The following is a 23,036-nucleotide window of genomic DNA, read 5'->3' as shown; positions in this document are numbered from 1 at the left end:
CAAGCCCCAAGATGAAATGAACGAGGAGGTTCAAGACATGGCAGCAGCGGCGACATCGATCATCGTTGATTGGGGAACGACATCACTGAGGGCGGCGCTCGTTGGTGAAGGCGGCGAAGAACTCGATCATCTGGAAACCGCCGACGGTATTTCGAGCCTTGGCAAGGGTGAACATGAGGCGGCGCTGATGACTGCACTGGCACCCTTGTTCTCTCGCCACGGGGCCTTGCCCGTCGCGGCCCTCGGCATGATCACCAGCCGCAATGGCTGGGTCGAAGTCGCTTACGTGCCGTGCCCGGCAGGCCCGGCGGAACTTGCCGCCGGCACGGTGCGCAGGTCGCTGCCGAACGGCTCCGACCTCGTCTTCCTGCCGGGTCTCAACGACCCCGCCCGCCAGCCCTTTCCGGATGTGATGCGCGGCGAAGAAACCCAGATCGTCGGCCACGGCCTTGGCGAAGACGCCACCCTCATCATTCCCGGAACCCACAGCAAATGGGCGCGGGTGAAGGCGGGGCGGATTGACGGTTTCCAGACATTCGTGACCGGTGAAATCTTCAATCTGCTCATCAATCATTCCTTCATCGCGCGCGGTTCAACGCAGCCGCCGGTCGATGATCCCGAGGCCTATCGCTGGGGTCTGAAAGAGGCAAAACGATCCGCCGCCATGCTGTCGCTGCTGTTTTCAGCGCGAACCGGCGGGCTTGCCGGCCGGCTTTCGCCGGATCAGCTGCGCTCCTATGTGCGGGGACTGGTCATCGGGCAGGAGTTTCGGCAGGCCCGCGATGCCGGATGGTATGCGGAGGGAGACGAGGCAGCTATCGTCGGCAATGACGGGCTGAACGATCTCTATCTGGTTGCCGCAGATGTATCCGGGCTCAGGACATCGATTGGCGCGGACGACGTCCTGACGAAAGGGGCGCTCGCCGTCCTCAAACAGACGCTTTCCTGAGCGCCGACCATCGCCGGGTGCAATCCCGACAGATCAGGGTTCAGGCAGAGCCTGTTCCTTTCATGAAACGAGGCGGCCCACAGGCCGCCTCGTTTGGTATCAGCACAAGCCAGACCTCAGGCAGGTCGTTCTTCACCCGTATTCGGCCGCCAGGTGATCAGCCTCTTCTCGGCAATATCGAGAATAAGGTCGATGATGAGACCGAAGACGGCGGGAATGCGGGCCACCAAAGTTTTCACCGCAAACCGCCCGCAACGCGGACGATCCGGTCGCTCGGAATTCCATCCGCCATTTCCCGATACCGCCCTCCGACGCAATATTTTTTTATGACAGGGTCCTAAAGAGCAAATCCTGCTCGTCTAAACAACGAGAGAGAATTTGAACGTCCTGTCTCTCGGTGTGAGGAGAACCATGTGATGTATCTGACCAGGGAATCTGAAATCGCCATCGGCATTCTGACGAACTTCGTACACGAAACAGAGGAAGCCCATACGACGCGAAAGCTTGCTCATCGGCTTGGGGTCACAAAAGATCACGCCGCAAGGGTGGTCGCAATTCTGGTCAGAAACGGACTGCTGCAAAGCAGGCGCGGACGGACCGGTGGCATCGTTCTCAATGTGGATCCGGAAAGTCTTTCCGTGGGCATGATCCTGCGGGCAACACAGCCGACGATTGTCAGGCGGCCGCGCACACGCAATGCCAATCCTTCCGGCACGGCGGGCATTTTCCACATGCTCGCGGAAGCAACCTCCGACTATTTCATCGAACTGGCGGACACCTGCAAGATAACCGATGTCACCCCGACGAAGATCAGCAGTTCAAAGTGTCGCAGCCGACGAATGACGCTGCCAGCGCCATCTGCGGGAGAAACCGAAGCTGTAAGCCGGTTGAATGCGACAATCTGAAATCATGTTGAGGAGAGTTGCATTTGATACGCATCGTCAGAGCCAAGTTACACGGCATCACCGTAACGGGAGCCGATCTTGATTATCACGGGTCGATCACCCTGGATCCCGAGCATTGCGACCTCGCAGGTATCAGGCCTCTTGAATTCGTTGATATCTGGAACAAGCAAAGCGGCGCCAGAATTTCGACATATGTGATTTTCGGCGAGGCAGGATCAAAATGCTGCATCCTGAATGGTGCGGCGGCACGCACCTGCCAGCGTGGCGATCAGGTCATCATATGCTCGTCGTCTTACGTTCAGGAGAGCGCGCTTTATGACACCGCGCCCATGGTCCTCACATTCACGCCGAAAAACGACGTGAAGGATGTTCTGCGCTATCGCGTCAAGGAAACGGCACGTCGTCCCTTCGACTTCTTTATCGAAACCCTGCCCAATGGGCAAAACACCGATATGGAAGACGAGGACGTGGCAGATCGAGCCATAGCCTGAAAAATGCGCCGGACTTAACCGGCTGGCGCGACTAGCTGCGATAGCCGGACTGTCTGGCGACCAGAGGCTGAGGCTGGTCATCATCTGCCATGGAGATCGTTGCCTGGTGGCGGGACGCCATCAGGCCGCAATCCAGACAACTGACACGGAGATTACTGTCAGGAGCAATCAGGTCGGCAACCGTGAAGCGATCGAGAAGACGGGCAAAAAAAGACGATGTCGTGGAGACGATACGGCCAAGCAATGCTTCGGCGTCCGACTGGGGCGACGGGAGGTTATCTGCGCCTTCCCCGAGCAATTCGGGCTGTATCAGCCGCAGCACCTCGGTCAGCTTCACTGCCTCCGGCTCCCTTGCCAGTTTGAGGCCGCCACCGGGACCTCGCTCGCTCAGCAGCAGACCGTTTCGCGCCAGCAGGGCGACAACCTGATAGGTGTGGTCTTTCGTAGAACCGATTTCCTGCGAGACCTTTTGAACCGATACGATTTCGTTCCCCTGTCGCGCGCATACTGCAAGTATGCCAAAGGCGATTTCAGTCTGCCGTTTCAGATGCATCGTTTATGAACGTCCTCATGACGAGTGGGGGATCGTCGATCCGGTTCTCACACTACCGTGTTATATCGCTCCGTTCAATTGTTCCAGGGATATAAGCCGGCCTCCGGCATGCCGTATGGATGATCCTGCCCCTATTGCCTTACCTCGCGCGCGAGCCAGCGCTGCAGGAACAGGCCGCCCTTTATGGTTTCCTCGATAATCAGCGCCCACCATACGCCCGTCACTCCAAGATCGAGGAACGAGCAGAAAAACCAGGCCATGGGAAGGCCGAGCCCCCATGTCACGGTCAGGCTGACGAAAACCGGCCAGCGGACATCTCCGACAGCCCGCAGCGATTGAAACAGGATCGTGTTGAATGCAAATCCGGGCTGAATGAATATCGTCAGAAACAGCAGGCTGCCGACCAATTCGATGATCGCCGGGTTGTCGGTAAACAACCGGGTATAGGGAACCGAGGCGAGCCAGATCAGCGTGGCAAGCCCGGTTGTCGCAGCTGCAGCGATGCTTGCGGACCGGAGAGCCTGACGGGTCGCCGCGTCAAGCTTGCGTTCGCCGAACCGGTAACCGATCAGAACTTCGTTGCCCTGACTGATTGCCATGACGACAACGATCAGAAAAGCCATGGCAAGCATCGTGTAAGTGCGCCCCAGCACGGCCTCGACGCCGAATCTGGCGACCAGCCCCAGAAGAATGATCTGGTAAAAACTGTAGGCGATGTAATCGGTCACGCTCGGCAAAGCGATTGCGATCATCCACCGGGCCGTCGCCAGACGCGCAATCGTATCGGCAAGCGAAAAACGCAGCCCGAGCTTGCGCACCAGAACCGGCGTCAGAACGGCAGCGGTCAGCAGGCGAACGCTCAGGGTGCCGATTGCCGCGCCCGTCACGCCCATGCCCGGCAGAGGCCCGGCTCCCAGAATGAGAACCCATTCAGCAAGGAGATAAAAGGCCGATACCCCCACCCCGAATGCCAGGATCAGCCGGCTGTGACCGAATGCGCGCAGGCAGGCCAGACCGGCAGCAATGAAGCCGTTAAAGACCATGGCAACCGCGACGATGTCCAGATAGAGGCCAGCTTCAGCACTCAGCGACGTCGAACCCGCCAGTTGCTCAAGCACGAGGGGTCCCGCAACGATCAATGACAGCCCAAGCGCAAGACCAACGATCGTGTTGGTCAAAAGCGCGACCGCAACCACCTGCCGCGCCGCCTCCACCTCACCCCGGCCAAGGTGCCGGGAAATGACGATGACGGCGCCGATGCCGATAAGTCCGGATAATTCAAACGCTATCAGCAGAACCTGTTTGGCGACAGCAACGGCGGCCGCGGCTTCTGCCGAATAGGCGCTTATGATCGCCGTATCGGCCAGATTGACGAAGAAGCTCAGCAGCGAATGAAGCAGGAGCGGAAAGCTCAGCTGGAATAAGGTGGGCTTTCCATGCGTCTTGATGTCTTCTGTCCCGGCGGTTGCGGCGCCCTGTTCCATCGCTGTTATCCTGATCGGCTTCATGGACAGGTCAGGCGAAATTGCCTGACCTGATGCGCCGCTGCAATTGCCGTTCCCGCCCCTGCACTCTGGTGTCGCTTCGCCCCCGTCCACTCTCCGATGGCTCGGCTTTGCCCTGCTGCAGATCGATTATGTGGCCAGCCAGCGTTTGCAGTGTCGGAAAACGGAAGAAATCCGTGACTTCCAGCTCGATGCCAAGCGCATCGCGAACCCTCGCGGGCATGGCGACGATCAGCAGGGAATCGCCTCCCAGCTCGAAAAAATTGTCGCTGACGCCAATATCGTCGCGCTTCAGCATCTGCTGCCAGACGGCGTGCAATGCCTGTTCGACCCGGTTTCCCGGAGAGCTGATTTCGGAAACCGACCTTTCCGAGCGATCCGGCAGCGGCAGCCGTTTGCGATCCACTTTGCCATTCGCATTCATGGGAAACTCTTCCAGAAGAATGAAATGCGACGGCACCATGTAACGCGGCAACCGAGCCGAAAGCGCCCTGCTGAGCCGGATACCCATGGCACCCTTGTCGACCTTGCCGGAGCGATCCTCAAGGAGAACATAGGCCAGAAGCTGCTCCCTGTTCGCATCGAGCAGAACCAGAACCTGATCGACGCCCTCTTCTTCCTGAAGCAGGCTCTCTATTTCTCCAACCTCGATGCGATAGCCGCGCAATTTGATCTGGAAGTCGGTTCGTCCGACGAATTCCAGATTGCCGTCCGGCCTGCGCACGACAAGGTCACCTGTTTTGTAAAGGCGGGAGCCCGGCATCAATGTCCGGTCATATGGATCGGGAACGAATTTTTCGGCCGCAAGCGCCGGCCGGTCCCAGTAGCCACGGCTGAGGCTTATGCCACCAATATGCAGCTCTCCCGGCACGCCTTCGGGAACGGGATCCATATAGGCATCGAGGACGAGGAACGAGGTGTTATCCAGGCGGCCGCCGATCGGCACCTTGCCGCTTCTGGAATGTGCCTCCTCCACCAGCAATGCACCAGCCCAGATCGTCGTCTCGGTCGGGCCATAGACATTCCAGAGAGAACCGATCTTTTGAATGAGCCGGCCGGCAAGCTGGGCATCGAGAGCTTCGCCGCCGCATAGTCCGGTGAGGGATTTTTTTCCTTCCCAGCCGCTGTCCAGCAGCATTCTCCATGTGGCGGGGGTCGCCTGAAAATGCGAAATATCATATTCGCCGATTGTCCTTCCCAGCTTCTCGGGTTGAAGCAAAAGGTCCGGTTCGCGCATGACGGCCGTGGCGCCGACGCTCAATGGCCAGAGCATTTCCAGAACGGAGATGTCGAATGCCGGCGTCGTCACCGAAAGCATCCGGTCTCCAGCCCCTATACCGGGGTGGCGCGCCATGGACTGGAACTGATTGAGCAGGCCCGTATGCGTAATCGGCACTCCCTTGGGTCGCCCCGTGCTGCCGCTTGTGTAGAGAATATAGATGTCACTGTTATCAGGCATCGCCGGAAGCCGGGCATCCGGCTGATCTTCAAGATGATGAACAGGATCGATGCAGGCAATGCCAGGGAAAAGCCCCGCATTGTCAGTCAGCACCAGAACCGCCGCGGCATCCTCCAGCACGTAACCGATCCTGTCTGCCGGGTGGCGCGGATCGATCGGAACATAGACCGCGCCGGCCTTTATGATCGCAAGGAAAGATATGATGCAGCTCGCCTGCCCCGGCAGCGAAACCGCCACGCGCATTCCCGGTTTCACCGGCCGGTCCAGTGTCAGAAGCGCTCTTGCGAGATTATTCGACGCCTCTTCGAGCTGACTATACGTCCAGCTCCTGTCCACGCATTCAATGGCAATCTTTTCGGGATGGAGACGTGCCGCACCGCTTATCAGGTCGTGCACCCCCTTGACCGGGAGAGGCCGCGCCACGAGCGCGCCCGCCGACAGAAGACCCTCACGCTCGCCGGCGGAGATATATTCGAAGGTCGGTAAAAGCGCGTCGGGGGAAGCAACGACCGACCGCAGCAGGTTTTCAAAATGCTCCAGCTGCCGCTCCATTCGCACCGCCTCGAACCGGCCGGACCGGTACTCGACGGTGACGAGCGCGCCCGATGCGCGTTCCATGATCATCCAGCTCATGTCGAGCTTTGCTTCCGCGACCGGTATCGCTTCCTGCCTCACCCGCAGGCTGGCATTGCCCAGATCGAAGCCCTGCGCATTCTGCTGCCTGTAGCCCTGGGTCTGGACCTGAAAGGAAATCTGGAATGGCGAATTTTCCACCCCTTCGCGGTTGCTGCCCAGCACATCCATCAACTCCGCAAAGGGAAAGTCCTGATGTTCCAACGCGTTGGCGAAATCTTCCTGTATGCGCCTCGCCCAGTCCCGGAATGACATGGCCGGGCTGAGATCATTGCGCAACACGATCGTATTGGTGAACAGGCCAATCAATCCCGCCAAATCGGGATCGCTCCGACCGGCAACGGGGACGCATACGGCAAGGTCACGGCGACCGGTATAGCGATGGTGCAAAAGCTGGAAAACGGCGGCAAACACCACAAAGGTCGTCGTACCGAGCCTGGCGGCCAGAGCAGACACTTCCGCCATCAGATCCTGCGAAATCTCCTTCACCAGCGTTTCGCTGGCCATGTCAGCCGTTTCATGGCGGGGATAGTCGGCTGGAAACTCCTGCGGCTCGAGATTTTGCAGCCGGTTGACCCAGTATTGTTTTTGCCGCTCGTAATCCTTCGTGCCGGACCATTTTTGCCTGGCGCGGACAAAGTCGCCATAGGATTGCGGCAAGGGATCGAGAACCGGTTCCTGACCGTTCGCCACAGCAGCGTAACACAACGAAAATTCACGCATGAGAATGCCGCGCGACCACCCGTCGGCAACCGTATGATGAAAGACGAACACAAGAATATGCTCGTTTTCTCCAAGCTGCAGCAGATGCGTGCGCATCAGCGGCGCCTTGGACAAATCGAAAGGGGTGCGGGCGATCCGGCCTATCGCCTCGTCACAATCGGAAGCAGACATGTTCCGGCAATCGGAAACGACCAGTTCGGGCGCCATACTGCCGTGAACCTGCTGCCACGGCCTTCCCTCTTCGAGCGGAAATGCCGTGCGCAACGGCTCGTGCCGCGCGACGAGAATTTGAAGCGTGCGGATGATGGCGTCGTGGTCCAGCGGGCCATCAATATGCCAGCTGAACGGAATGACATAGGCCGAACTATCAGGGTAGATCTTCTGCTGCAGCCAGAAATGCATCTGCGATGACGTCAGCGGCAATCGCCCGGCAACATCCGCATCGCCGTCGTCAGGCGCAACATCCTGCCAGGACATGCCACGTGCTTCAAGCTGCGAGCGCAGCCTTGCCCGCTGCTCCGGGTCAAGATTTGCGATGCGGTTACGCAATAGAGCAATCGTTTCGGCATTCGACATCATCGCAAATCCTTCAGACCGCTCTGGCAACACGAACCGGCGGGCGGTTCGCTTCCACGAGTTTCAGCAGAAATGGCAGGCTGTCCATGACGAGCTCGTAATCCTGAACGAAATCGATCAGGCAGGCGATTTCATCGACGCCCATTTCCGCCAATGTATCCACCGTCGACTGGCAGCTTTCCGGCGTGCCGATCAGCGACCTGCCTTTCATGAAACCCTCGATGCCGAATTCGATCAGGCTGTCGAGGTCGTCATCGCTGAAGTTATCGAGCGTAATGTCGACACCCATGCTCCGCCCAAGGCCTTCGAGAAGATGATAATGCGTGCGAAGATAATCTCCGAAAGGTTTGGAAACATTTGATTTTACCTTACCGGTATCATCGCCCAAAAATGTGTGGACCATCATGCTGACGGTTCCCGCCGCCGGATCATGCCCATGTTTTTCCCGCGACTTGCGGTAGGCCTCGATCTTCGGCGCAAGCGACTCCGTCGTCTCACCAAGCAGGGCCGTCAGAACATTGAGGCCGCGGCGGCCTGCTTCGATGAAAGTCTCTGTGGACTGGCATGCAACCCAGAAGGGGATGCGCGACTGCACGGGCCGCGGCAGGGTTTTTGCGTCAACGATGTTACCGTCCGCATCCTCGAATGCGACCGCCTCGCCGGCGAGAAGACGGCTGATCTGTTCATAAGAGCGCCACATGGTGCTGCGGCGGTTCCCGTGCGGTTCCTTCGAGAAAACGAATTCGTCTTTGGTCCAGCCGGCCGCAATCGCAATACCTGCCCTGCCGCCGGACAGATTATCGACGACCGCCCATTCCTCCGCCACGCGGGCAGGATGATGCAGGGCGGCAACGACGCTTCCGGCCCTCAGCTGTACCTTGCGCGTGACCATCGCCAATGCGGCACTGACGATCGAGGGATTGGGGTAGAGGCCCCCAAATGCGTGGAAATGCCGTTCCGGCACCCACAGTGCCTCCAGGTCATTCGCATCCGCAAACTGTGCGCTGTCCATCAACAGGCGGTAGTTTTCCTGACCCGGACGCGACCCGTCACCGTCAAAATAAAAAAGGCTGAATTTCATCAGAATGATCCCGATTGTGTGTGAGCGTTATCGGCGTCTTCAACGCCCGGCCTCGACGTCATCAAGCATCGAGGCAAGCATATCCGCCTCATGGTTGCGGGCGTCGAGACCCTCCTGAATGACCCTGGCGAGGCCGGCGGCCGTCGGTGCGTCGAAAAGCAGGGCCCGCATTGGAATTTCAACGTCGAAGCGCTTTCGAAGCCGGGCGACGACCTGGATGGCGAGCAGCGAATGCCCGCCGAGTTCGAAGAAATTGTCGGCAACGCCGATACCATTTATCCCTAGGAGCTCCGCCATGATGGCGACGACTTCTTCCTCAAGCGGCCCCTGCGGCGCGGCATAGGCGGCCGACACCCCGCTGCGGGCGGATTTCTGGCCGTTCGCCGTGGCGTCGTCGGAACCCTGGACGTCCACTGCCGGACGGTTTTCGAGATCATAGGGCGTGACGACGATTGACGCCGGCGAAGCCTGCGAAAGCACCAGCGCCGTGACCTGCCATACCTCCTCCGGGGTTATTTCCCGATGGGCCGCATGGCCGGCCTCCGGCGCGTGAACCGATGCGCAAGCATCCCAGTTGACGGATTTCCAGACCGGACCGGACGCGTGCTTTTTTGCGGAGACGAAAGCATCCAGATAGGCATTTTCCGCAGCGTATCGGCCAAGGCCTTTGCCACCAACGATCGATGAGAGCGACGACTGGACAAGGACGAAAATGTCACCGCGCTGTCCAAGAACACGATCAAGGGCGTCAATGGTGCCGGATTTTACGGCCTGAAGGCTTTTGGTGTCGAAATTTTCATTGCCGAGCAGCCCGAAATACTGGTCCCCCATCGCGGCTGTGTGGAAAACACCCTTCACGGTGCCGAGGCTTTTTTCTCCCTCCTCCAGTGAGGAGCGAAGCCATTGCGCCTCACTCACATCCCCCGAAAAGAGAAGATAGTCCCTGCCGGGGGTTCCGAGCGATCTGAGCGTCTGGATGAAAAGGCTGACCGGATGACGGGGGCTGTGAGATGCAAGCCAGCGCTCCCAGTCCGGCACCAGCGGAATTCCCGTACGACCCGCCAGAATGACTTTTGCTCCAGCTTTGATGAGCGCGCTGGCATAGACAAGCCCCAGCCCTCCCAGAAGTTCGCCTGTGACAAGATAGGTTTCACCGGGCTTTGCAATGGAACCGGCTTCAACATCGCTGAGTTCGACCCGCTCATGGGAGAGCGCGAACAAAATACCGTCGCGAAGGGCATAAATCTGCTCCCCTTCGACCAGAGGCGAAGAGACGGCATCCCGAATATATTTTGCGGCATTTGCGTCCGGCAGGCCCTGAACATCGATACTGCGGCACGATAGTCCCGGCAGTTCCTGGCTCAGCATCCGCGCCAACCCGTTAATCCGGGCTTTGGCGGGCTGAACCTCATCGGCGGCAAAAATACCGTGCATGGACCTGCCGATGAATGTCACATCCGGACGCTGGTTGCCACCGGCAAGCGTTCCGGCAAGGGCAAGCGCAAAATTCCACGCGGCGTCCGGCAGGTCCATATCCGCCAAGCCGAAACCGCTGATGATCTGATCCGGCGTCCAGTTCTTTTTGGCGAGATCGTCGAACAGGGCAAGGAGATGCTCGGCGCTCGCCGGATCGATCGTATAGGCTTTCTCCGAAGCGCTGAATGTCGCTCCCTCACCCACAAGAACCGCATCGATCCCTTGCGGAATTTCCGGAAGAGCCGCACCGAAAACAAGCCAGCGACCTTTGACGGCTGCCGATACGCCGATTTTCAACGGCCGCGTCTTCCACACCGGCTGATGGAACCATTCGGCCATCGGTCTGTGGGTTGCGGCAGCAGCCGTTTCCCGCCCAACCGTGGGTGGCGCAATCCAGTATGATTGCCGCTCGAAATGATAACCCGGCAAACCCACACGGCGGCGCGGCGATCCGTCGTCAAGCGCCTCCCAGCGGACATCGATGCCCGCCAGCCATAGCTGTCCGAACGCCAGCAACGCATGGTCGGCAGCGTCGGCCGTTCCGGCCGCATCCGGCAGGGACGTGACAATGCGGCAATCATCATTCGCCTGCTGGCGCGCCAGCCTTGAAAGCGTCGAGCCGGGCCCGACCTCCAGCAGAACGGGAGCGGAAAGTTCGAGAAGGTGTTTCATCCCGTCGCTGAAATTTACCGCCCTGCGAAGATGTTCGGTCCAGTATGCCGGGCTGCGGGCCTCTTCGGCCCGCAGCCAGTTTCCCGAAAGATTGGACATCACATCGATTGCCGGCGCAGAGAGAGCGATGCCGTCGAACAGGCCCGCAAACTCCTCGAGAATCGGCTCCATCGCCGCACTGTGAAACGCATGCGATGTCCTGAGCAGCCGGCAGCCGGCCCCGTCCTTCTCCAGCCGTTCGGCAAAACGATGCAGACCCTCCATGTCGCCAGCAACAACGCAGCTGCCCGGGCCATTCACGGCAGCTATTTCCAGCCCCTCATCCAGCCGGGCGCGCAGATCAGCCTCAGGCAGCATCACCGACAACATTCCGCCGGCGGCGCAACCCTGCATCAACCGCCCCCGTGCCAGCACGAGGAAAATGGCATCCTTCAGGGAGAACACGCCGGCGAGGCAGGCGGCGACATATTCGCCAACGCTGTGGCCAATCATGGCCCGCGGCTGCAAACCCTTGTGCATCCACATTCTGGCCAGCGCATATTCGATGGCAAACAGCGCAGGCTGGGCACGGTCCGTGCGGTCCAGCCCGGTATCGGAGGCATCCGGCCCTGCAAGAAGCAACGCCCGGATTTGAAGATCGTCCGGTATCAATGACAGGCATTCATCGAGTGCTGCCCGGAAGTGCTCTTCGCGCTCATAGAGTGACCGGGCCATTCCCACATGCTGGCTGCCCTGCCCCGGGAACATGAATACCAGGCTTGGGTCATGCTGCGGGATCTGGCCTGTGACGTAACCGGGCCCGGAGGCGGCTTTCAGTCTCTCGGCGGCGTCGGATAATGTCGTCGCAAGCGTGATGGAACGGTGGTTGAAGGTCTCTCGTCCCGTCTGCAGCGTATGGGCAACATCGGCAAGGGACACCCCCTGATGTTTTCCGGTTTTCGAAAGCGCATCCGAAAGGGAAGATTGCATTGCGGCGAGCGAGGCCACCGAACGCGCCGAGAGCGGCAGCAGCAACGCGCCCGTCTCGCCTTCCGCCGATTCCTGTCGTGCGGGCGCTTCCTCTATGATCACATGGGCATTGCTGCCCCCCATGCCAAATGCGCTGATGGCGGCACGGCGCGGCCTGTCGGCATCGGCTTTCCAGTCGGATTTGCCGGCCGCCACCCGGAAGGGGCCGCTTTCAAAATCGCAGGCGCTGCTGGGCGTCGTGAAGTTGCCGCTCGCCGGCAGGCATTCATGCCGCAGGGCAAGGACAGTCTTGATGAGCCCGCCAATGCCGGCCGCGGCATCCATATGCCCGACATTTCCCTTGAGCGAACCGATGAGGCAAGTCCGGCCTTCGGCGCGAAGCGACGGCCCGTAGATACGGTTCAGCGCGGTCAGTTCGATCGGATCGCCGATCGCGGTCGCGGTCGCGTGGGCCTCCACATAATCCACTGCCGAGGGAGCGATGCCCGCATTGGCCAGCGCCTTCTTGAGAACAGAGGCCTGGCCTTTGACGCTCGGAGCCGTCAATCCCACCTTGGAGCTGCCGTCGTTACCGATCGCCGACCCGGCAATAACGGCATAAACCGTATCGCCGGCCGCCTTCGCATCGCCAAGGCGCTTCAGGATCACGGCGCCAACACCGTTGGTGAATATGGTGCCGCTGGCAGCCGCATCGAATGGCCGGCATTGGCCATCGGGGGCACCGATGCCCCCTGCCTCATAGAGATAACCGGCAGGCCTGGGCTGGCCAACGGAGACAGCACCTGCCACCGCCATCTCGCATTCGCCCAAAAGCAATGCCTGAACGGCGAGATGCACCGACACCAGACCGGTGGCGCAGGTTGCCTGAACGCCCACACTCGGCCCCTCAAGATCGAGGTGGTAAGCCACGCGCGATGCGATCATGCCGGAAACATTGCCGAGCCCCGCCTGCAGCGGTGCCACGCTGTCGCGCAGGGACGGGTCGGAATGAATATGGGTGAAGTGATAATTCAGCGAACCGCCGGCATAAACACCCGTGCGGCCCCGGCTTTTCCCGCTTCCATAACCGGCATGTTCCAGCGCGTTCCAGGCGCATTCCAGAAATACCCGTTGCTGCGGATCAAGCAGCTGGGCTTCCCTTGGCGCATAACCGAAAAACCCGGCATCAAAAGCGGTCGGATCGCTGAACCCACCCCAGACCCTGACATAGTCGGACTGCCCCGACAATTGCGGATCGATACCGGCGCTTTCGAGATCCGCATCCGTGACCGCCGTCAATCCTGAGCCGCCACCGGCAAGCAGCTGCCAGAACCCGTCAATATCATCGGCACCGGGAAAACGGCCTGCGAGGCCGATGATCGCGACGCGCTCATCATGGCGTTTCTGGAAAATCTCCAGACGCTCCCGGGCGTCGCGCAATATTCCGAGCAATGTCGCCTGATCGGGCTGACTGCCGGCCCCGGCCTGTTGTTTTACGTTCATCGGCGATGGCTCCGATCATCGATTGCATGAAAAGCGTGAGATTATTTTCGGCCTGTTCCAGCCTGCAGAAGTGATGACAGGGCAGCCAGTTCGGACGACAGGTCGCTTTCTTCCCCCGCGTCGTCCGACCGGGAATTCTGCGCCGGCGTCTCCTGCACTTGCACCGTTACCTCGGGGGCGATGAGATCGCTGCACAGATGCTCCACCAGCGCATCGATCGTCGCGTGCTCGAAAAACAGCGTCGGTTGCGTTCTGATACCCAATTCACGCTCCAGCGTTCCGGCAAGGCCGACAAGCGCCACGGAATCCAGTCCGAGATCAAAAAAACCGGCATTTGCAGCGGGCAGGGTTCCGGCAGGAAGACGGGAAAGCCATGAAACTTCCTCCCTGATCCACTGCCGAAGCAAAGCCGGATGCCGGGATCGGTCAACCCGAGACAATTGTTGCGCCCAGTCGACAACTGCACCCGGATCGGCAACCGGCGTGAAACTCGCCTGCGGGGTGGCCTCCCAACGCTCGACCACCTTGAGATTGCCGGTCAGCAGATCCTGGCGGCAGGCAAAACGCCGGACCTTGCCGCTCGGCGTGCGCGGCAGGCTGCTGGGGCGGATGAGGACGATGGTGGCAAGCTTGAGCTTGTGAACACGGGAGATGGCCCCGCGAATGGCGTGCAGAACGGCTTCGGCATCCAGATTGCGCAGACCATCACGGGTAAGCTCGCAGACGAGACCGACCTGCTCCTCACCATCCACATCAAGCGCAAAAGCACCCGCCCGCCCCTGTGCGAGCGCGGCATGCGACGAGAAGGCGGTCTGCTCTATGTCCTCGGGGTGATGGTTCTGCCCCCTGATGATGATGAGATCCTTCAGGCGGCCGGTAATGAAATATTGCCCGTCATGGCGAAAGCCAAGATCGCCCGTGCGGCGCCAGCCACCCTCGCCGGCAACTTTCTGGTCAAAGCTTTCCGCGCTTGCTTTTGCCCTCGCCCAGTAACCGGGCGTGACATTCGGACCACGGATCCACAATTCGCCGACCTGCCCATCGTCGAGCAGCCGGTTTTCCTCGGGCTCCATGACAACGATCTCGATATCCGCCCCGGGACGTCCGCAGGCCGCAAGTTCGATTGCATCATGCTCATCCGCACCAGCGGGGAGCGGCAGCGCCGTTCCCTGGTTCGCCAGCGTTTCACGCTCGAAGCTCCGCAATTGCGGCGGATCAGACGGGGCATTTCCGGTCAGGAAAAGCGTGGCTTCGGCCTGGCCATAGCAGCAATAAAAGGCTTCGTGCCGAAAGCCATGGTCGGCAAACAGCGCGCTGAAGCGCCTCAGCGTATGCGGGCGCACCGGCTCCGCACCATTATAGGCGATCCGGATCGTGGAGAGATCAAGCTGCGCGGCGGCTTCTTCACTGTAGCGGTCCGCACAATGCTCATAGGCGAAATTCGGTCCGCCGATAATGGTTGCCCGGTTTTGCGTCGCCAGTTCAAGGAACCGCAGCGGCCGTCGCAGAAAGCTCGCTGGCGCCATGATCGACACCGGAAATCCGTTGAAGATCGGTGACAGGATGCCGTCGATCAGCCCCATGTCGTGATAATGGGGCAACCACGTCGCGGACCGATCCTCCGGGCCATAATGAAACGCGAGGCTGATCTGCCGCAGGTTGGCCATCAGATTGGCATGCGTGACCATGACGCCTTTCGGATCACTGGTCGAACCGGACGTATATTGCAGAAATGCAATCCGGCTGCCGTCGAGAACCGCTGGAAGGCTCGAGGAAGGCGTAAGATCCTGCAGCGGAATATTGGGATCGGCGCCTGACGGTGCAAGGCAAAATCCATGGCCAACGGCCCTCTGAAGCGGTTCCAGCAGCTCCTTCAATTCGGCGGCGCATACTATTCCCGAGATGCCGGCGTCTTTCGCAATATGCAACCAACGGTGTATTCCCTCATTCCGCCGCGGCGCCGGGACGGGCACCGGAACGGCACCGGCATGCAGGCATCCGAGAAAGGCCGCGATGAAGGCGAGACCCGGCGGGTAAACGACGAGGACCCGGCCGCCCTGCCCGACAAGACCCGTTCTGGAAACCTCGTCAGAAACAATTTTAACGCGAGCGTTCAATTCTCCCCACGTCCAGCCATCACTGCGACTTTCGTCGACCGCGCCTGGATCGTCAGGATAAAAACGGAAGGCCTCATCTGCTGGACGGTCGGCGGCGATGTCCTCAAGCCTATGTATTATTGTTATAAAATCTCTTTCCCCAGATGGCTTTCGAGCGAACATCGGTATGATCTGCATCTGAAAAAGCTCCTGACGTCGGGACATCAATATTCGCGACGAGCAACCATAGGATGCTCACCGTTCCAATTGCCCATACTTATCCGCCAGCGGCAGTCGTCGCTGCTCGCCGCGTCTCGATGACAACAATTACCTCTTGCATATAATTCTTGAATCGCCTAGTCAAGAATAAGAAATTGAAATTGACGACCGGTTTCAGGCAGCTGAATATGCAATTGATAGTTGTTTTGCCGATGAGAACACTGCTGCTTGGCGCCAGCCTGAAAGGGCTTGTCGCTGGTTCTCCGGATCGCGCGAAGCCGATACAGCCAAGGGACGGCTTATGAATTACATCGAGCCAGTCGAAACCCTCATAACCCGGCTTCATCAAAACAATATCCGTGTCTGGATCGACGCCGGCAGCCTGAAATGTTCGGACCCTGACGGTCGCCTGAACGATGCCGTGATGAGCGAAATCCGGACCAGAAAAAACGACATTCTGGCATTCCTCAACATGGCGCACGCGGAAGCCGGTGCACCCGGCCAGACCAATATTCCTGCCCGCCACGAGACCCGCCCGCCGCTTTCATTCGCCCAGGAAAGACTGTGGCTGATCGACCAGATCTATCCGGGCTCTGCATTGCATCACATCTGCATTGCGCTCGACGTTCAAGGCACCCTCGACCTCGATGCGCTGAGGGCGGCGCTTGCCGCTGTCATGAACCGCCACGCGGTGCTTCGCGCCCGCATATACAGCGACAAGGGCGTGCCCGGACAAACCATATCCGCAGATTGTGACACGCCTTTTTCCGTCGTCAGTATTTCACCTGCCGATGCGGCAATCGAAGATGTCATTCATGCGGAAACGAGCAGACCCTTCGATCTTGCCGCCGAACCGCCCATCCGCCTGCTCGTCGTCAAGTGCGGCGACGGCCGCCATGTCCTCGTTTTTACGCTGCACCACATATGCGCCGACGGCTGGTCCACTGAAATCCTGCTGAAAGACCTCGGCGCGTTTTACAGCGCGCAGGTGTCCGGCAGCGCGACGCCGGAAGCTGCGTTGCCGATACAATATGGCGACTTCGCCGCATGGCAGCGCCAGCGTCTGGCGGCGGAAACGGCAGGAGCGCTCGAGGAATTCTGGAAGCGGCACCTTTCGCAGCCTTTGCAGACAACGCAGCTGGTAACGGACATGGCGCGCACCGCAGGCCATGGCCATGCAGGTGAACTGCATGACTTCTCGATCGACAAAGCGACGGCCGATTCCCTGCGCAAGATTGCCGCCGCGCATGGCACAACGCTGTTCACGGCGCTTTTTACCGCCTTTAACCTGCTGATCCACCGCTATACCGGGCAGACCGATCTGGTGATCGGCACGCCCGTCGCCAGCCGCCCGCATGTGGAGACGGAAGATCTGGTCGGGCTGTTCGTCAATCCTCTTCCCGTCAGATCGCGTGTCGATCCCTTCGGCAATTTTGAAAAGGCCCTGCGGCAAACACATGAGACCCTGCAACAGGTCATCAGCCATCAGGACATGCCGTTCGAGCGCATTGTCGATATGGTCGGCGTGCAACGCGACCCCGACAGCCATCCGCTGTTTCAGATAAAATTTCAGCTCGACGCAGCACCACGCGAGCGCATCCGGCTTCCCGGGCTGGAAATGCGCCGGCTGGGACGCCAGGACAAGGTTTCGAGGCTCGACCTGTGCCTTGATCTGCGCGAGACGGAGGCCGGGCTTTCCGGCACGGTCGAATACAAGACCGCACTATTCCACGCCGAGACAATCGGCCGGTTCGCCAGCCATTTCCAGCAACTGCTGAAATCCATCGTCGCCAACCCCTCCCTGCCGATCGCAACCCTTGCGCTTTTGACACGGGAAGAACAACAGCAGCGGGTTTGCGACTTCAACAGCACGGCGCAGGAAAACGCTGGCCCGCACTACTTTCATGAGCTGTTCGAAGCGCATGTGGCGCGCGCGCCGGACGCCGTGGCACTCATCATGCCGCGCGCGGAAACTGATGATACCATGACATATGGCGAACTCAACGCGCGCGCAAACAGGCTGGCGCGGCTGTTGCAGTGTAAAGGCGTTACGCCGGAAACCGTCGTCGCAATCTCGTTGCCGCGCGGTTTCGACATGATCGTCGCCTGGCTTGCGGTCTGGAAAGCAGGCGGTGCCTATCTGCCTCTCGATCCGGATTATCCCGCGGAGCGGATTGGCGCGATGCTGTCGGATGCACGCGCCCGGCTTGTCGTCAGCCACAGCTCGATCGATCTCCCAGCGACAGCCGACCGGCTCAATCTGGATGAGGATTTCCCCCACCACGAACGCGCCGACAATCTTGAAACGGTGACGCATCCGTCACAGCTGGCTTATGTGATCTACACGTCGGGATCGACAGGCAAGGCAAAGGGCGTCCTCGTCGATCATAGCGGGCTGATCAATCTGACGAGGGACAAGATCCGCGCCTGCGACATCAGGCCCGGCGATTGTGTGCTGCAATTCTTCAGCTTCAGTTTTGATGCCTCCATTCCCGAACTCGTCATGAGTCTCGGCGCCGGCGCCAGACTTCTCCTTCTGCCCGGATATGCGACGCTTCCCGGCGCCGAACTGGCCGATATCCTGCACACGCGACAGGTAACGCACCTGACGATGACGCCATCCGCCCTGCTTTCCCTGCCGGTCGACGATCTGCCATCGCTGCGCACCGTTCTGGTCGGGGGAGAGGTTCCGATGCCGGAACTCATCGAAAGATGGGGAAAGAACCGTCGTTTCATCAATGCCTATGGCCCCACCGAAACCACCGTCAATGCCAGCATGGTCGACATGGGAGGCGGGCGCGCCGGCCTGCCGGTGCTGAGGCCTGCGGCAAACAAGCAGCTCTATGTGCTGGACGATAATCTCGAGCTGTTGCCCTTCGGCGTGCCGGGAGAACTTCATATCGGCGGTTGCGGCATTGCCCGCGGTTATCACGACCGCGCGGCGCTGACGGCCGAACGTTTCGTTCCCGATCCATTTGCCACAAACGGGAGAGCGGGCGTGCTCTACCGCACCGGCGATCGCGCCGTGCTGCTTGCCGATGGCCGGATACACGTGTCAGGGCGGCTGGACAGCCAGGTCAAGATCCGTGGATACCGCATTGAGCCCGGGGAAATAGAGGCCGGCCTGCTTGCCCACCCGTCCATCGTTTCGGCGACGGTGGCGGTACGTGACGACGGACGCGGCGGCAAAAGGCTCGCCGCCTATGCGGTTCCCCAAACCGATCAGGACGTGGCAACCAGACCCACGCCTTCGGAAATCCGCGCATGGCTGGCAAACCGCCTGCCGAAATTCCTTGTGCCCGACACGTTCGACTGGCTTGAGGCGCTGCCGCTCACCGTGAACGGCAAGATCGATCCCTCAAGGCTTCCCACGCCGCGCGCCGAAACAAACCCCGATAGCCGGGCGCCGGAAGGCGCAACGGAAACCCGGATAGCCAGCGCATTCGGGCATGTTCTGAATATTGAGCAGGTTGCCGCAACCGATGACTTCTTCGCGCTTGGCGGCCACTCGCTGCTGGCCACGCGTTTCTGCGCCGTCGCAAAGGAAAAATTCGGCCTCGATATCGGCGTTCTCGATCTTTTCAACGCCTCCACGGTGGAAGCGCTGGCGAACCGCCTGCAGACCAGAGACGACAGCGATAGCGGCAGCGACGAAGAAGCCCTGCTGCTGAAGCGCGACATAAAGCTGGATGACGCAATCCACCCGAGTGCAACGGCAAGAGCGGAATGCGGCACCGCTCACGTCTTCCTGACGGGCGCGACCGGCTTTCTCGGCACCTATCTGCTCCACGAGCTGCTTCGCGACCCGGCGAGAAAAGTCACCTGCCTGGTGCGTGGCGATGACGGAATGAACCGCCTGCGGCAGGCCTTCCGGCAATATGACCTGCCCCAATCCGTGCTGACGGAGCGTGTGACGGCATTGTCGGGCGAGCTTTCCAAACCAAATCTCGGGCTAGCCGCGGCAGACTACGACCATATTGTCCGAAATGCCGATTGCATTTTCCACAATGGCGCGGAAGTGCACCATCTGCATCGGTATGAGCGGTTGCGCGAGACCAATGTGCTTGGAACCCGGGAAGTTCTGAAACTGGCCTGCGCCGGGGCGGGGCGGCATGTTCATTACATCTCGACACTCAGCGCGCTGACGCCGCGCCGCGGTTCCGGCAGCGATGCCAGGCCTGTCTGCGAACTGGAGAGCGTGGAAGGGTTTGCCCCACCCGCCGGCGGTTATAACCGGAGCAAATGGGTGGCGGAGCATCTCGTCAACGAAGCCGGAAAGCGGGGATTGCCGGTGACGATCTACCGGCCGGGAGCGATATCCGGCGACAGCGTTACCGGCGCCTTCAACGGCTCGGACATATTGTGCCGTCTGGTGCAGGCCTATCTTTACACCGGCACAGCGCCGGAAGGCGAAAGGCTGCTCGATATGCTGCCGGTCGACCATGTGGCCCGGGCGATTGTCCATCTTTCCGGCAAACCGGCTTCGGCGGGACAGGTTTTCCATCTCATTCACTCCTCCCCCGTTTCAAGCGCCCGGCTCTTCGAGGCCTGCGAAATGGAAGGGATCGAGCTTGAGCGGGTTTCGCAGCGGGAATGGCAGGACATGCTGGGCGATGTGGCGCGTGGAACGCCAGACCACCCGCTTTATCCATTGCTGGGACTGCTGCGCTCGCCTTCCGCCGCCGGCAAGAGCGATGAAAAACAGACGCGCAACTTCGATTGCCACCTCACGCAGGCGGCAATGTCCGACGCACCATTCCGCGAACCGGCCCTGACATTCGAGCTTTTGCGAACATATCTGCGCGCATTTGCCAAGGCCAACTTTCTGAACGCGACGTCCGATGACGCGCGAAAGCAGGGTGAACGATGAGCACAGTCATATCAAGCGAAGCCGGCAATTACGACCATTGGGCCTGGCTCTACAACCACACGCTTGGCCCGCGCTATAGCGAGCAGAAGATCGAGCCCCTGGCACGCGCGGTTCTTTCGCAACTGCCCGACGGCGCTTCGGTTCTCGATCTCTGCTGCGGAACGGGGCACCTTGCAAAGCTGATGGCTGCGCGCGGATATGCCGTGACCGGGCTGGATGGTTCGCAGGACATGATAAACCATGCCCGCGGCAATGCGCCCGATCTTGAATTCGTTCTGGGGGACGCCAGGGATTTCACCGTTGAACACCCCTTTGACGGCGTGGTGTGCACCAGCGCATCGTTGAACCACATCCAGAATACGGAAGACCTACAGAAGGTTTTTTCAAGCGTTCACCGTTGCCTGAAGGATGACGGAATTTTTGCTTTCGACATCAACCATCCCGGCCAGATGGTGCGCTACTGGCGCGATGTGCCGGCTGAGGGTGAACTCACCGACGATTATGCCTGGCTGATCACGCCTCGTTATGATTCACGGTCGAACGAGGGGTCCTTCACGGTTGAAATCCATACGAGGTCAAAAGAGGCGGGCTTCTCCCCGGTGGAGGCGGCATACAGGCTGGCGGCCCGGCTGCTTTCCAATCGCCGGCGGCTCGCTCTCATCGCCCGCTTCGGCATTCCCGGAAAGAACTGGCAGCGCCACTCCGTGACCAACCCTGTTTGGGGGCACAATCTGGAAACCGTGACCGAACTTCTCCGGGCATCGGGCTTTTCGGTGAAAATGCGAAGCACCGATGGCGGTCCGGTGACCGACGAGAGGGCGGTCTACTTCCTCTGCACGAAGATTGCCGGCGACAGCGCGGGGCAGGAAGTCACACAGGAGGCCGTCGAATGAATATTCACAACAATGCCGGCCCAGCAACTGCCCCCGCGACCGACCCTGTCACCACAATCGTTGCCAGCTTCAATCTCAAGACACCGGGTTCGAAGCGCGCCGCCGCCTATAACCGGGATTTCCTTTCGGACAAGAGCTCGATCGGCCTTCCCTTCACGATGCAAACCAAAGAGGCCCTGTATCCCATCGTCGCCACCCACGCGGAAGGCGCCTATTTGCAGGACATCGACAACAACAGATATGTCGATATTCTCATGGGCCTCGGCACCAATCTCTTCGGCCATAATCCGTCCTTTATCCGCACGGCAATCGAAGCGCAGCTGGCCAAGGGCTTTGCACTTGGGCCGCAATCCGATCTGGCCGGCGAGACCGCGGAACTGTTTTGCCGCATCACCGGAAAAGACCGCGTCACATTCAGCAATACCGGCACCGAAGCCGTGCAGACGGCCATGCGCATCGCCCGTGCCGCAACGGGGCGCGACAAGATCGTGCTGTTTACAGGATCGTATCACGGCCATTCCGACCCTGCCCTGCATAAGGCGACCAAACTGGAATATATCCGCAGGGGCGCGTTGCTGCGGTCTCATCCGGCATGGCTGGTGGCGCTGAAGCCGCTCCTGAAACGCATGGTGCTGACGAAGGCAGTTCCCGGCTTTTCGGGCGTCGCCCCTTCCTCCGCCCGCGATATCGTGCTGCTGGAATACGGCAATCCCCGCTCCATCGATTATATCAGGCGTTACGGCGAAAGGCTTGCCGGCGTGCTCGTCGAGCCCGTTCAAAGCCGGAACCCCGAACTACAGCCGCGCGAGTTTCTGCATGAGTTGCGAAGCGTGACCGAAAAGACCGGAAGCGCGCTGATATTCGACGAGATGATCACCGGCTTCCGCGTCGCACCCGGCGGCGCGCAGTCCCATTTCGGCATAGATGCTGATATTGCCACCTATGGCAAAATCGCAGGCGGCGGATTGCCGCTGTCGCTCATCGCCGGCAAGGGGCGGTTCATGGATTTCGTCGATGGCGGAGCATGGGCTTACGGCGACAGCTCCTTCCCGAAAGTGGCCCCGACATTTTTTGCCGGAACCTATTGCCGCCATCCGCTGGCGCTCGCAGCCGCAAAGGCGGTTGCGACGCGGTTGCTGGAAGACGGACCGGCCCTGCAAGAAAGCCTCAACGCCAGGACCCAGGCATTCGTGGAACGGCTGAACGGCACGCTCAGGGATGCGGGGTTGCCCGTTGCGTTCATGAGCTTCGGTTCGTTCTTTGCCATATCCGCTGGCCGCAGCCGCATCTCGCCGCAGGCTGTCACTGCGCTTTCCTTCCTTCTTCTGACCTCCGGCGTCCACCTTCGTGCCGGAGATCGCGGCGGTTTTCTCTCAACCGCCCACAGCGATGACGACATCACCTTTGTTCACGACGCTGTTCTGCAAGGCCTGACGGCTCTGGCGGACCACCGTCTTCTCGACAGACATTGATCGGAGTGACCA

General features: G+C 60.1%; 12 protein-coding genes and 1 pseudogene. 6 read left to right on the top strand and 7 right to left on the bottom strand.

Annotated elements, in window-relative coordinates; genetic code table 11:
- The first annotated feature begins 37 nt into the window (after positions 1–37).
- Complete coding sequence (locus QSV77_RS18630) at positions 38–949, top strand: 2-dehydro-3-deoxygalactonokinase (RefSeq protein WP_302734615.1); 912 nt, start codon at positions 38–40, stop codon at positions 947–949.
- 116 nt (positions 950–1,065) lie between these two features.
- On the opposite strand, the pseudogene QSV77_RS18625 reads toward QSV77_RS18630, so the two are convergent.
- A pseudogene (locus QSV77_RS18625) lies at positions 1,066–1,167 on the bottom strand (ABC transporter permease); the annotation flags it as partial.
- A gap of 198 nt (positions 1,168–1,365) precedes the next feature.
- Here QSV77_RS18625 and QSV77_RS18620 point away from each other — a divergent pair.
- Positions 1,366–1,854 (top strand): Rrf2 family transcriptional regulator, encoded by a 489-nt coding sequence (locus QSV77_RS18620; protein ID WP_302734614.1) that lies wholly within the window; start codon positions 1,366–1,368, stop codon positions 1,852–1,854.
- 23 nt (positions 1,855–1,877) lie between these two features.
- The gene (panD, locus tag QSV77_RS18615; protein WP_110760109.1) at positions 1,878–2,345 is read left to right on the top strand and encodes an aspartate 1-decarboxylase; all 468 of its coding nucleotides are present in this window, start codon (positions 1,878–1,880) and stop codon (positions 2,343–2,345) included.
- A gap of 31 nt (positions 2,346–2,376) precedes the next feature.
- On the opposite strand, the gene QSV77_RS18610 is transcribed toward panD, so the two are convergent.
- The 6 genes from QSV77_RS18610 to QSV77_RS18585 all read right to left on the bottom strand — a co-directional run bounded on the left by QSV77_RS18610 (position 2,377) and on the right by QSV77_RS18585 (position 15,753).
- Positions 2,377–2,898 carry an Rrf2 family transcriptional regulator gene (locus QSV77_RS18610; protein ID WP_110760108.1) on the bottom strand — a complete coding sequence of 174 codons (522 nt, stop codon included), beginning with the start codon at positions 2,896–2,898 and terminating at the stop codon, positions 2,377–2,379.
- Positions 2,899–3,029: 131 nt separating this feature from the next.
- A complete protein-coding gene (locus QSV77_RS18605; RefSeq protein WP_302734613.1) occupies positions 3,030–4,382 on the bottom strand; it encodes an MATE family efflux transporter in 1,353 nt (450 codons plus the stop codon).
- A 31-nt stretch (positions 4,383–4,413) separates the two neighbouring features.
- Entirely contained in the window at positions 4,414–7,794 is a 3,381-nt protein-coding gene (locus QSV77_RS18600; RefSeq protein ID WP_302734612.1) for an amino acid adenylation domain-containing protein, read from the bottom strand.
- A 13-nt stretch (positions 7,795–7,807) separates the two neighbouring features.
- Positions 7,808–8,875, bottom strand: coding sequence for an LLM class flavin-dependent oxidoreductase (locus tag QSV77_RS18595; protein ID WP_302734611.1), 1,068 nt, complete (start codon positions 8,873–8,875; stop codon positions 7,808–7,810).
- A 39-nt stretch (positions 8,876–8,914) separates the two neighbouring features.
- Positions 8,915–13,474, bottom strand: a complete 4,560-nt coding sequence (locus QSV77_RS18590) for a type I polyketide synthase (protein ID WP_302734610.1) — start codon at positions 13,472–13,474, stop codon at positions 8,915–8,917.
- A 41-nt stretch (positions 13,475–13,515) separates the two neighbouring features.
- Complete coding sequence (locus QSV77_RS18585) at positions 13,516–15,753, bottom strand: AMP-binding protein (protein WP_302735270.1); 2,238 nt, start codon at positions 15,751–15,753, stop codon at positions 13,516–13,518.
- Positions 15,754–16,090: 337 nt separating this feature from the next.
- Between QSV77_RS18585 and QSV77_RS18580 the strand changes: the two genes are divergently transcribed.
- Genes QSV77_RS18580 through QSV77_RS18570 form a run of 3 tightly spaced genes read left to right on the top strand, consistent with a single transcriptional unit; the run spans position 16,091 to position 23,024 of the window.
- The gene (locus QSV77_RS18580) at positions 16,091–20,659 is read left to right on the top strand and encodes a non-ribosomal peptide synthetase (protein WP_302734609.1); all 4,569 of its coding nucleotides are present in this window, start codon (positions 16,091–16,093) and stop codon (positions 20,657–20,659) included.
- Entirely contained in the window at positions 20,656–21,552 is an 897-nt protein-coding gene (locus tag QSV77_RS18575; protein ID WP_302734607.1) for a class I SAM-dependent methyltransferase, read from the top strand. The genes QSV77_RS18580 and QSV77_RS18575 overlap by 4 nt, the downstream gene beginning before the upstream one ends.
- Positions 21,549–23,024, top strand: a complete 1,476-nt coding sequence (locus tag QSV77_RS18570; protein WP_302734606.1) for an aspartate aminotransferase family protein — start codon at positions 21,549–21,551, stop codon at positions 23,022–23,024. Before QSV77_RS18575 ends, QSV77_RS18570 begins: the two co-directional genes overlap by 4 nt.
- Positions 23,025–23,036 lie beyond the last annotated feature (12 nt).

Source organism: Agrobacterium sp. V1 (genome assembly GCF_030518355.1).
Classification (GTDB): Bacteria; Pseudomonadota; Alphaproteobacteria; order Rhizobiales; family Rhizobiaceae; genus Agrobacterium; species Agrobacterium cucumeris.
This window is presented reverse-complemented; position numbering and strand designations above follow the sequence as displayed.